This is a genomic window from Stenotrophomonas sp. YJH_SMC_54 (genome assembly GCF_059368435.1).
Genome location: NZ_JCAFRS010000005.1, coordinates 279,576 through 291,058, shown reverse-complemented (window position 1 = coordinate 291,058; position 11,483 = coordinate 279,576). Strand labels below are relative to the sequence as shown.

Annotated in this window: 14 protein-coding genes; 6 read left to right on the top strand and 8 right to left on the bottom strand. The window is 66.3% G+C overall.

Annotated features, from left to right (window positions below; translation table 11 throughout):
- Positions 1–179 precede the first annotated feature (179 nt).
- From AC5P5S_RS08480 to AC5P5S_RS08460, 5 genes are all read right to left on the bottom strand, one after another.
- Complete coding sequence (locus AC5P5S_RS08480; RefSeq protein ID WP_012480623.1) at positions 180–1,295, bottom strand: alkene reductase; 1,116 nt, start codon at positions 1,293–1,295, stop codon at positions 180–182.
- Positions 1,296–1,436: 141 nt separating this feature from the next.
- Positions 1,437–2,312: an EcsC family protein gene (locus tag AC5P5S_RS08475; RefSeq protein WP_062607300.1), complete on the bottom strand. Its 876-nt coding sequence runs from the start codon at positions 2,310–2,312 to the stop codon at positions 1,437–1,439.
- 170 nt (positions 2,313–2,482) lie between these two features.
- On the bottom strand, positions 2,483–3,055 hold the full coding sequence (gene orn, locus AC5P5S_RS08470) for an oligoribonuclease (RefSeq protein ID WP_005413827.1): 573 nt from the start codon (positions 3,053–3,055) through the stop codon (positions 2,483–2,485).
- A 75-nt stretch (positions 3,056–3,130) separates the two neighbouring features.
- A complete protein-coding gene (tadA, locus tag AC5P5S_RS08465; RefSeq protein WP_005410103.1) occupies positions 3,131–3,655 on the bottom strand; it encodes a tRNA adenosine(34) deaminase TadA in 525 nt (174 codons plus the stop codon).
- A 72-nt stretch (positions 3,656–3,727) separates the two neighbouring features.
- Positions 3,728–4,087 (bottom strand): winged helix-turn-helix transcriptional regulator, encoded by a 360-nt coding sequence (locus tag AC5P5S_RS08460; protein WP_005410104.1) that lies wholly within the window; start codon positions 4,085–4,087, stop codon positions 3,728–3,730.
- 78 nt (positions 4,088–4,165) lie between these two features.
- Here AC5P5S_RS08460 and AC5P5S_RS08455 point away from each other — a divergent pair, with 78 nt between their 5' ends.
- The 3 genes from AC5P5S_RS08455 (at position 4,166) to AC5P5S_RS08445 (ending at position 5,702) form a co-directional block, all read left to right on the top strand.
- Positions 4,166–4,933 carry an NAD(P)H-dependent oxidoreductase gene (locus AC5P5S_RS08455; RefSeq protein ID WP_062607302.1) on the top strand — a complete coding sequence of 256 codons (768 nt, stop codon included), beginning with the start codon at positions 4,166–4,168 and terminating at the stop codon, positions 4,931–4,933.
- Between the two features lie 68 nt (positions 4,934–5,001).
- Entirely contained in the window at positions 5,002–5,439 is a 438-nt protein-coding gene (locus AC5P5S_RS08450; RefSeq protein WP_012480626.1) for an acetyltransferase, read from the top strand.
- 56 nt (positions 5,440–5,495) lie between these two features.
- Positions 5,496–5,702 (top strand): hypothetical protein, encoded by a 207-nt coding sequence (locus AC5P5S_RS08445; protein WP_005410107.1) that lies wholly within the window; start codon positions 5,496–5,498, stop codon positions 5,700–5,702.
- A 22-nt stretch (positions 5,703–5,724) separates the two neighbouring features.
- On the opposite strand, the gene AC5P5S_RS08440 is transcribed toward AC5P5S_RS08445, so the two are convergent.
- Positions 5,725–6,231, bottom strand: coding sequence for a GNAT family N-acetyltransferase (locus AC5P5S_RS08440; protein WP_012480627.1), 507 nt, complete (start codon positions 6,229–6,231; stop codon positions 5,725–5,727).
- A gap of 274 nt (positions 6,232–6,505) precedes the next feature.
- On the opposite strand from AC5P5S_RS08440, the gene AC5P5S_RS08435 reads away from it, so the two are divergent.
- From AC5P5S_RS08435 to AC5P5S_RS08425, 3 genes are read left to right on the top strand one after another with little or no spacing between them, the layout of a single operon-like run.
- On the top strand, positions 6,506–7,162 hold the full coding sequence (locus AC5P5S_RS08435) for a hypothetical protein (protein ID WP_062607457.1): 657 nt from the start codon (positions 6,506–6,508) through the stop codon (positions 7,160–7,162).
- 40 nt (positions 7,163–7,202) lie between these two features.
- A complete protein-coding gene (locus AC5P5S_RS08430; protein ID WP_012480629.1) occupies positions 7,203–7,856 on the top strand; it encodes a hypothetical protein in 654 nt (217 codons plus the stop codon).
- Entirely contained in the window at positions 7,853–9,181 is a 1,329-nt protein-coding gene (locus tag AC5P5S_RS08425) for an XVIPCD domain-containing protein (RefSeq protein WP_049396621.1), read from the top strand. Before AC5P5S_RS08430 ends, AC5P5S_RS08425 begins: the two co-directional genes overlap by 4 nt.
- Positions 9,182–9,230: 49 nt before the next feature.
- Here AC5P5S_RS08425 and AC5P5S_RS08420 read toward each other — a convergent pair whose 3' ends face one another.
- Positions 9,231–10,331, bottom strand: a complete 1,101-nt coding sequence (locus AC5P5S_RS08420; protein ID WP_099473707.1) for a hypothetical protein — start codon at positions 10,329–10,331, stop codon at positions 9,231–9,233.
- A gap of 97 nt (positions 10,332–10,428) precedes the next feature.
- Positions 10,429–11,433, bottom strand: coding sequence for an XVIPCD domain-containing protein (locus tag AC5P5S_RS08415; protein WP_099473709.1), 1,005 nt, complete (start codon positions 11,431–11,433; stop codon positions 10,429–10,431).
- Between the last annotated feature and the right edge of the window lie 50 nt (positions 11,434–11,483).

Below are 11,483 nucleotides of genomic sequence, written 5' to 3'. Positions count from 1 at the left end.
CCCTCGCCGCCTGACTGAAATGCCGGCCAGCGGCCGGCACTACCCCCCTCGCCGCCTGACTGAAATGCCGGCCAGCGGCCGGCACTACCCCCCTCGCCGCCTGACTGAAATGCCGGCCAGCGGCCGGCACTACCCCTCGCCCACTGGTAGTGCCGGCCGCTGGCCGGCAGCCTCCAGAATCAGGCAGCGACGCTCTCTTCCAGCGCCGGGTAATCAGTGAAACCCTCCGCACCACCGCCAAAGAACGTGGCGCGATCCGGCGGATTCAGCGTCGCACCCGTACGCAGGCGCTCGGGCAGATCCGGGTTGGCGATGAACGGCCGGCCGAAGCCGATCAGGTCAGCCCAGCCTTCGGCCAGTGCCTGCTCGGCGCGCTCGGCGGTGTACTTGCCGGCGTAGATCAGCGTGCCCGGGTAGACCATGCGCAGCGCCTGCTTGAACGCCACCGGCATCGGCGGTGCATCGTCCCAGTCGGCCTCGGCAATGTGCAGGTAGCCCACCCCCATCTCACCGAGCAGGTGTGCGGCAGCCAGATAGGTCGCCTGCGGCGTATCGTCCACCGCCCCCTGCAGCGTGGTCAGCGGCGCCAGGCGCACGCCCACACGCTCGCCACCGGCAACCTCGACCACCGCCTGCACCACCTCGCGCAGGAAGCGCAGGCGATTCTGCAGTGAACCGCCGTAGGCATCGGTGCGCTGGTTGGCCTGCGAATCGATGAACTGGTTGATCAGGTAGCCGTTGGCGCCGTGCAGTTCCACACCATCAAATCCCGCGGCCAGCGCATTGCGCGCAGCCTGCGCGTAATCGGCGACGATGCCGGGAATCTCGTCCTCGCGCAGCGCGCGCGGCATCGAGTGCTGGATCATCTCGCCCACACCGGCTTCGGGACCCGCCCCAGTCGGGTCGACGAACACTTTCACGCCTTCGGCGAGCAATGCCGAGGAAGACACCGGCGCCGCGCCATCGGGCTGCAGGGCCACATGCGAGACACGGCCGACGTGCCACAGCTGGGCGTAGATGCGGCCACCGGCGGCGTGCACCGCATCGGTCACCTGCCGCCAGCCCTGCACCTGCTCGGCACTGTGGATACCCGGGGTCCAGGCATAGCCCTGGCCCTGCTGGCTGATCTGGGTACCTTCGCTGACGATCAGGCCGGCGCTGGCGCGTTGCGCATAGTAGGCGGCCATTTCTGCGGTGGCGACGTTGCCATCGGCGGCGCGCGAGCGGGTCATCGGCGGCATCACGATGCGATTGGGCAGCGTCAACGCGCCCAGGCGGTGGGGGGTGAACATCATGGCGGCAATCTCTTGCGGGGGGAGTGCTGCAAAGGATGGGGATGCCGGCTGCCAGGCAACAGGCATGCACTGGCAAAACAATTGTTCCCTCGAGGCAAGGATCCCCGCCACGAGGGCTCATCCACGCATAGCGTGGCTCTTCTACTCCAGCCTTGGCTCGATCTTTACCGCACCATGCGCCACGCGGTCATAGCAGGCGCGCACCACGTCTTCCCCGTACTTGCGCTCCAGCCGGCGCACGATGAAGTGGCCGCGCGCCATGTCCTGGTAGTAGTCGGTGAACATGGTATTCAGTGTTGCACCGGCGGCAGCACCGACGATCGGCACCGCCTGTGCGGCGAATTTCTCAGTGACCACCACGCCGAAGCGCGCCGCCACCTTTTCCACCATCTTCGCCAGCAGCTTTCCAGCTTCTTTCGGTGCCACGCCCAGGGTCAGGTCGCGGCCGGTCACCACACGCCCAGCCAGTTCGGCCGAAAGATGCCGCATCACGTCGGTGGTGAAGCCGCGGGCCAGGTAGTAGCCGGTCTCGCTGGCGTCGTCGCGCGGCGAGTTGCCACCGAGCGCGAACACCTCCAGGCACGCCTGCCGGGTGCTGAACTCGGACAGGTCGAAGCCCTCGCTGCGGGCCACGTCGGCCACGGCGCGCATCATGATGGTGGTCGACACCGGCAGTTCGATAAACAAGGCGGCAAAGCCGAAGGCCCCGCCGACCGCCCCCGAGGTGGCTGCCGCCAGCTTGTGCCAGCGGGTGGACGCCCCCTTGCCGGGTGTGTTGTCCATGCTCCACAGCGCCGCCTGCGCCGACTTGGTCAACGCCGCCTGCACCGCACCGTGGATGCGGTTGGAGACCGAGCTGGGCAGCGCCTTCACCGCGAACTCCAGCGGCGTGCCGACCAGGTTGGCCATGCGCGCGGTGAGGGTTGGCGCTTCCAGCAGGGCCACCGCCCGCTGCAGGTCGGACCAGTCGCGGGCGTCGTGGGCAATATCGCGGGGGAGCAGGATGGGCTCGTTCATGGCGCCGATCTTAGCGCCGGGGAGTTGAACGGTTCGTCGCGAGGCACGACAGAGGGGTCAGAGCCCTTGCCGCGGGAAAGGGGTTCGGCCCCGACGCCTTGCCGGCCAGCGGCCGGCACTACCAGTTCGCGTGTCACCCGGTCGCGCCGGGCCTTGCCCGGCGTTGTTGTTCAGGCCGTGGGCAAGCCCGACAGCGCGCCCATGAACTGGCGGTAATGGCGCAGCTCGGCGATCGAGTCGTGCACGTCGCTCAGCGCGGTGTGGTTGCTGTTCTTGCCGACGCCGGCGGCCACGCTCGGCGCCCAGCGCTTGGCCAGCTCCTTCACCGTGGACACGTCCAGGTTGCGGTAATGGAAGTACTTCTCCAGGCGCGGCATCTGGCGGTGCAGGAAGCGGCGATCCTGGCAGATCGAGTTGCCGCACATCGGCGAAAGGCCGGCCGGGATCCACTGCGCCAGGAAGTTTACCGTCTGCGCCTCGGCCTGGCCGAGGGTGGTGGTGCTGTCCACCACGCGCTGCCACAGGCCCGAACGACGATGCTGGTTGCGGTTCCACTCGTCCATCGCCTCCAGCGTTTCCAGCGGATGATGGATGGCGAATTCCGGACCTTCGGCCAGTACGTTCAGCTGGGCGTCGGTGACCACGGTGGCGATCTCGATGATCGAATCGTTGTCGGTGTCCAACCCGGTCATTTCCAGGTCGATCCAGATCAGTCGTTCGTTGGCCGCGCCGGTGTCCGCCATTGTGTCGCCTCGTTGCTGGGCAGGCGCGCGGCCTACCGGTGAAGGAAAGAGGCGCCCATCATACCCGTTCGCCCCTCAGCCCTCGCCGACGTGGTCTTCCAGCAGCAGCGGCGGCTTGCCACGCTTGGCGCGGAAATAATTGGTCAGGCGCGTACTGGCTTCCTTGGCCAGCACCCCGCCGTGGATCTCGACCCGGTGGTTGTGGCGGGCATCGCCGAGCAGGTCGAACACGCTGCCGCACGCACCGGTCTTGGGGTCGCTGGCGCCGTAGACCAGGCGCGAAACGCGCGCATGCACGATCGCCATCGCGCACATCGCGCACGGCTCCAAGGTCACGTACAGCGTGCTGCCAAGCAGGCGATGGTTGGCGAGCAGCTTTCCACCGGCCCGCATGGCCACGATCTCGGCATGCGCGCTGGGGTCGTGCGAGGCGATGTTGAGGTTCCAGCCCTCGCCCAGCAGCTGGCCGTCGGCGCCCACCAGCACCGCCCCGACCGGAATCTCGTCGAACTCACGCTGCGCGCGCTCGGCCAGGGCCAGTGCATGGCGCATCCAGTGTTCATCGGCGTCGTGCACCGGTACACCCAGGACATCGGTCATGGCGGTTCTCGCTTTTCAACTGGGCCAGGATGGCCGCCGGGGCATTGTACGCCCGGGGCCGTGCAGGCGCCGCTAGCGCGCGTCGAAGCGCTCGCGGGCCGCATCGAGCGCCGGGAAGTTGTGCTCGGCCCAGCGATCCAGGGCGGACAGCGTCTCGACCAGGCCGCGCGCGACCTCGGTCAGGCGGTACTCCACATGCAGTGGTTTGCTGCCCCGGTCACACCGCTCGACCAGCCCATTGCGCTCCAGCTGGCGCAGGGTCTGGGTCAGCACCTTCTGCGAGATGCCTTCGATCTTCCGCAGCAACGCGCCGTTGCGAAGCGGGCCCTGCGCCAATGCCGGCAGCAGCAGCATCACCCACTTGCCTGAAATCAGCGCAAGCGCATCGCGTGCCGAACAGTCGGCGGCATAGACATCCCCGGGAAAGGCCATGGTTACCTCAAGGTGCGTAATTGCCGGCGCATGCCGGCACCGCGAGGATGGTCGCACACTCCTCGAACACCTCGCCCCATGCGTGCCCTGATCCTGCTTGCCCACCCCGAGCCCCGCTCCTTCAATGCACATCTGGCCGCTCAGGCCGCCGAGCAACTGCGGCATGACGCGCTGCAGGTGGACGTGGTCGACCTGTATGTGGAGGGCTTCGATCCGCTGGAAGCGGCTGACCACCATCCGCATCGCCTGCATCCCGGCCACTTCGACGCCCAACGCGAACAGCGGCACAGCGCCGAGCAGGGCCAGCTGCCCGTCGATGTGCAACGTCACCTGAAACTGCTGCGGGCCGCAGACCTGCTGATCCTGCAGTTCCCGCTGTGGTGGTTCGCGGCGCCGGCCATCCTGAAGGGCTGGCTGGATCGCGTACTGGTGTACGGGCCGATGTACAACAGCCGCCTGCGTCACGAGCACGGAGCGATGCGCGGCAAGCGTGCGTTGCTGAGCGTCACCACCGGCTCATCGGCACGGGCCTGCGCAGTCGACGGCCGCGAGGGAGATACCCGGTTGCTGCTGTGGCCCTTGATGTACAGCCTGCGCTACGTCGGCTTCGACGTGATGGAACCGCACGTGGTGCACGGCGTGCGTTCCGGGCTGGCACCGGAGCGCATGCAGGCCCACGACGAGGCACTGGCTGCAGCAACCCACCACTACCGCGAACGCCTGGCGCAATGGCCGCAGTGGCCCACCGTGCCCTTCAACGACAGCAGCGATTTCGAGGACGGCGTTGTGCTGCGCGCGGAGGCCACTACCTACAGCCCCTTCATCCGCCATCGCAACGCCGGATGAATCCACATCTGCGCGCTGGATCGGGACGCGCCATACTACGCACTCTTTGCAAGCACCTTGGCGAACCCATGACCACCCTCCGCCCCTCCCGCGCCGACGACGGCGCCGCTCTTGTCGACCTCTGGCGCCGCGCCGTCGACGCCACCCACGACTTCCTCAGTGCAGAAGACCGCCAGGCCATCGATGCCGAAGTCGCCGGTTTCCTGCCGCAGGCGCCGATGACCGTTGCTGTCGATGCGCAGGATCGGCCGCTGGGCTTCATGCTGATCGATGGCACGCACATGGAAGCGCTGTTCATCGATCCGGACGTACGTGGCACCGGCATCGGCCGGCAACTGCTGCAGCACGCTCTGACCCAGCATCCGCAGCTGAGTACTGACGTCAACGAACAGAACGCACAGGCCGTCGGCTTCTACCTGCGCATGGGCTTCGTCGAAACCGGACGTTCACCGCTGGATTCGCAAGGCCGTCCGTATCCGCTGATCCACCTTCGGCACAACGGCTGACATCCGTCGGCAGCAGCCACGTGCTAGCGTGGCTGCTTTCGACCAAGGAATGCCGCATGGATGGTGCAAAAGCCCTGTTGACCCTGTTTGCGCTGGGCATCAGCCTGGTCTGGATCCTGGTGCCGTTCGCCATCTTCGCCGTGCGCAACCTGCTGCGTGAAGTACTGGTCGAGCAGCGCCGTACCAATGAACTGCTTGAACACATCGGCGGTTACCGCATTCCGAAGCCGCAACCCGAACCGACCGTCTGGCGCGCGCCCTGAGCAGAAACGTGCCAGGCCCGGATCAGGCCGTCGCCTCGAAGGCCGGTGAGTACTGCACTTCGCCCTGTGCCAACGGAGGCTGCAGGCAAAGTGCCTGGAAGTACTCCGGCGGCACACCCGGCAGCACCAGGCCCGGCTCGGCACAGAAGCCGAAGCGACCGTAATAGGCCGGCTCGCCCAGCAATACACAGCCATGTGCGCCCTGCTGACGCAGTGCTTCAAGTGCGGCATGCATCAGGGCCGCACCGATGCCCTGCCCCTGCCAGGCGGGCAATACCGAAATCGGCCCCAGGCCAAACCAGCCCGTGCTGCCATCGCTGATCGTCACCGGCGACACCGCCACATGGCCGATCACCTTCCCGTCCATCTCGGCCACCAGCGAAACGCTCAGCTCCCCGCGCGCGCGCAGGGCGTCGACGATGAACTGCTCGGTACGGCTGCTGTGCGCAGCGTTCCGGAATGCGGCCTCGGTGAGCGCATGGAGGGTGGCGTGATCATCAATGGCTTCGGCACGGATGGTGTAGTTCATGGCGTAATGTTCGCTTGCGTGAGAGTCGCGTGAATTGGCGACCGTTGTCACAAATTGGCGGCGAAATGTCGAACGCGAAGCGCAATCGCCTGGCCGACCCCGAATCGCCTGTGCCGCAATCGATTCGGCGACGCTGCCGAACGCTGAATGCGTCAAAATTCCGTCGCGGACACCTTGCCGTAGCTGGCGCCAGGTTTCCAGAACACTCCATAATCGATAAACCTGTCACCAGGGAAGGATATATGGACACGGACGCACGATGCAGGATGCCGCCATGGATGTAGCCACGCCGACACGCGATGGACGCCATCTGGTACCGATGGGCCTCTTGATGGCGCTGACGGCCTGCTCGCCTTACGCGGACGCAGAGCGTGACGTCGCCGCAGGTGGACGCGGCCTGGCCAAGCTCAACCCGTCACCGCAGCAGGGCTACGAGCTGGTACTGACACTGAAAGACGCGCCGGGCCCGTTCGCGGTGGTCGAGGGCGTTGCCCAGTACGACGTCAGCAACCACAGGGACTGCGGCCGGGTCCTGTGGGCGACCGGTACCGCCAGCCGTATCACCAGCCAGGAGTTGGTGGAACTACACAAGGTCGACGAGAACGAATACCGCGGTACGTTCTACCTCGACCGCATGCAGGACGAGGATTACTACGGGCGTGGCGTCTGCCATTGGACGTTGACGGGTGTCGGTGCGATGTTGCGCGCTACGACCGGCGAGGCGGATACGCGATTCCTTACGTTCGTCGACAAGGAGCGCATGGAGAGCGACTCACCTCTTACGCTTTATTACCCAAACCTTATCTATCCGCGCGCCGACACTGTCGCCAACTTTGGCGCCAGTGGCGAGGAAGATCCGTCGGGGTACAGCGAAGATCTGCGCGACGCGCTGTTCTCAACCACCACCACTGTGCAGAAGCTCGTGCCATGAGCTGCCAGTTCAACAACCCCTACCCCCAAGGAGGCCGACATTGCGCCACAAGATGATTCCGTGCCTTGCTCTGCTTCTATTGACCGCCTGCAACCCGGAGACCGCCATGAACCAGGAACGTGCCGCTGCTGAAGCCGATGTCGCCCAGGGCGGGCGCGGCCTCGCCAAGCTCAACCCCACCCCGCGCAAGGCCTATGAGCTGGTGCTGCGCCTGAAGGATGCCCCCGGCGATTTCGCACTGGTCAAGGGCGTAGCGCAGTACGACGTCACCAACGAGGATCAGTGCGGCCACATCGAGCCGGCCACCGGCACAGCTGCACGTATCACCAGCCAGGAACCGGTGGAGCTGCGCAAGGTCGCTGAGGGCGAGTACCGCGGCACGCTATATGTGGACCGCATGCTGGATGAGGACTACTACGGTCGTGGCGTCTGCAAGTGGGAGTTCACCGGTGCCGGGGCAATGCTGAAGGCGACGGGTGCCGAAGAAGAGACCCGCTTCCTCACCTTCGTCGACGCCAAGCCGCTGACCGAAGGTGGCGCCCATACGCTCTACTATCCGGATCTGGTCTATCCGAAGGCAGATCGCGTTCCCAACTTCCCAGCCAGTGGCGAGCCCGATCGCAGCAACTACGCCGCTGATCTGCAGGACAAGCTGTTTACGATCACCCTCTCCGCAAGTGAGGTCGCGCCGTGACCATCACCTCTCAGGACTACGCCGCGTTATCCAATGACGCCTACAAGGATCGGGCCGTCGGCCGACGTGAACCCGGCCAAGAAGAAAAAGTCACGTTAAACGGCCATGAGTACAAGATACTTGAGCATGTCAACAATCGTCTCAACGGCTATCAGGGCACCGTCTATCAGCGCGTAGACACCAAAGAGATCGTCATTGCGCATCGTGGCACCGAGCAGATCGCTCGCGATGCGATTCTGACCGACGGCGGCATGGTGGTTGCGCGCACCAACGTGCAGGCGCCTGACGCGATTGCTTTGACACAGAGGACGCTCGAAGGCGCCGCGCTTCAATCCCGCTTGAACGGTGTGCCCGCGCCCCAGGTCACCGTCACCGGTCACTCCCTCGGCGGCGCTCTTGCCCAGATCACCTCGCACCACTTCAACGTCAAGGGCGAGACATTCAATGCCTACGGCGCGGTCAGCCTCAGCTACCGCATTCCGGAAGGCGGCAACACCATGATCAACCACGTCATGGCCTCCGATCCGGTCAGCGCCGCGTCACCGCATTTCGGCCAGGTACGCATCTATGCCAAGCCCGACGAGATCAAGACGCTCGCGGCAAACGGCTTCAGCAATCACGCCCTGCGTGATCTGATTCCGGACCGGCCGATCATTGCGGCGACCAGCTCGTTCGGCGCGCACAAACTGGGCAACTTCCTCGACGAAGGCTCGGTGCTGAAGCACCCGGAAACGCAGAAGCTGGCGAAAGACAACGCCAAGATGATCGAGGAGTATCGCGACGACGTCGAGTCACTGCGTCGCGGCGTCACCCGCGCTGCACGCGGCATCCCGGGCGGCGCCATCGATCTGTACGACCACATCCGCGGCCCGCTGCAGCCCGGTGAACCGGCACGCCGCGAAGCGGAGAAGAATGGCCATCACACCAGCATGCTGCGCATGGACGATGCCAACCATCTGGGCAACCCGCTGTTCAACGACGCGATCCGCGGCGTGCACGCACATGACGTGCGCGTTGGCCGCGTGCCGGACGTGATGAGTACGCAGCTGGCGGGCAGCCTGGCGGCGGAGATGCACGCTGCAGGCGGCAAGCGCATCGACGAAGTGGTGATGAACGCCGATGCCTCGCGCAGCTTCGCCGTGCAGGGCCAAGGCGGTGACCCCGCCCACCTTCGCGTGTCGGTGGATACGGCAGTGGCGATGAACACGCCGCTGGAACAGAGCAGCCAGCGCATCGACCAGCAGGCTGCAGGCCAGCGCCTTGCGCTGGAGCGCGACCAACAGCTGGAACAGCAGCAGCATCAGACCCGCAGCCTGCAGGCCTGATGGACAGCGCGGGAGCCGGTCATTCCGGCTCCCGCCTCAGCACCGTGACTCAGGGGCTGGTGGCCGCGACCGGCGCAGATGCACTGGCGGTCACGAACAGATCCGGCCCGGAATCCGGGAAGCCGCCGCAGGCGCGATCGCCCGGCGCGACCGGATCACACGGCCACTGGCTGCGCGGGACCTTGTCGCGCAACTCGAAGCGATCGCCGGTCCAGACCACGAAGGCGAGATGCTCGCGGTTCCAGTCACTGAACGCACGCGCCCCACCCTTCGGCACCGTCTCCGGATACTGCACGAACCAACGCATGGCCGGCCCGAACTGCAGCTTGCTGTGATCCAGCGTGATCCTGCCCTCACGCGCCAGCTGGCGTGCGCGATCCGCCTCGGTCACCTGTGGCATGGCCGGCATCGCTTCGGCGGTAACATCCCTCGGCGGCGCATCGCCACGCACCTGGTACACACGCTGGCCCACATAGGCCTCGCGGCAGCTACCCGCTGGCACACGTACCGGCTCCGCGCTGTAGCCATCGCGGTTGGCGACCTGGTCGCTGCAGGTGAACGGCGCGGACACCAGGTAGAACGTGCTGTCGGCGTCGCGCCCTTCCAGCGAGCGCACCCAGACGTCGCCCATCCGCACGATGAAGTCCGGGCGCTGGCCGTACCCAGGCACCGCCTTGAACCAGGCCTTCTGCTGTACCTCTCGCTCGCGCCAGTTGCGCGGCAGGTGGATGTCCTGCTCGGGCAGCGCAACCAGCAGAGCGGCCAGATGCGCCGGCATGGTGCCCTGGCAGGCGCCGGTCAGCAGGTCGCCCTGGGTCGCCAGTCGCCCGGCCAGATCCACCGGGCAGCGCGCACCGAGCGCCCGCTCGGCCGCCCGTTCGGGCGGCAATGGCACGATGGCCAATGCGGGCGGTGCGGGTGCTACCGCCGGAACGGTTGGCTCGGCGGTAGCAGGCGGTGCCGTTCCTGCGGGCGCATCAGCGATCGCCTGTGCCGCGGCGGGCGTTTCCGCGACGGGCGGCGCTGTCTCCTGAGCCTGTGCCGAGGCTGCGGCAAGTCCAAGTGACAGCAGCCAGAGCGGCGGCAGGCGGCGCGCGGATGCATTGCAGTGGGCGGCGGCCTGCAGGGCATTCAAGGGAACGATTCGCATGTGGTGTCCTTACGGGTGGGTTTCCATGTCGGCGCCACAGGGCGCCACGCGTCGTACGTAAAGCGCCAGCGGGCACCCTGCCCGCCGGCACCAAGTGCTACAGGGATCGGGAACGCTGCTCCTGCTCGCGGGCGAGCGCGGCCGTCGGATCCTGCTGCGCAACGCTGGCCGCCAACTGCTGGCTGCTCTGCGCCAGTGGCTGCTGGGAGGCCTGCTCCCGGTCAACAGACGCACGCAGCATGGCCGGATCACCCAGCGCGCCCTGCACTGCAAACAGCGTACGGCCGTCGTTGCCCGCCAGCAGATGATCGATGCGCGACAGGCCGGCCTTCTGCGCCCCCAGCGCCAATGCGCCAGCGGTATTGTCGAGCTCCTGTGCACTGCGCAGTCCACTTTGCGGCCCCATCTGCCGCAGGTGCTGGCGCGCATCCTCGAACAATGCGTTGCCGGGCTCACCGGCATGCGACATGTCGCGTGCAACGGTCTGCGCCGGCGCACCGACTTCGCCGCGATCCAGTCGCGCCATCACGTCCGGCGTCAACTTCTGCTGCCAGACCTCAAATCGTTGCCGGCGCGCCTCGATGCCATTGAGCGCGCCGTTGAGCGCATAAGTTGCTTCGCGCACATCGTGGCGCGCCCCCTCCGGCACCCGTGTCTGCCACTGCCATACGGCAATACGGCCTGCGTGCTCGGGCTGCGCTGCCAGCTCCGGGTGATTCACCAGGTCCAGATCCAGCGCCTTGCCGGCACGCTCGTAATTCTCCTTGCCGACCAATGGCAGATAGCCGCGGCCGTGGTACTTCAGCGCGTCACCAGGCGCGTCGTTGCCCATGCGCCCGCCGTACATCAACTCAGCCAGGTTTTCCGGGCGACCACGCAGCGCTTCCTGGCGGGCGCTCTCCAACGCGGCGTTGCCATTGCGCCACGCAGCCTCCACCGGGATCTGCGAGATTCCCCGGGTGAAGTTGAAGCTCTCGTTGAGCCGGCTCAAGCCGCGCGACTCGTGCCCTGCCTGGGCCATGAAATTGGCCAGTTCAAGCGGGGAGTCGATGCCGGCTTTGGTCGCCTGTCGCAGCAGCTGCGACTCTCTATCGGTCGACACAGTGCAACTCCTGAATCTTCATCAGCGCGGATTCCCTTCCGCCGGTTGGA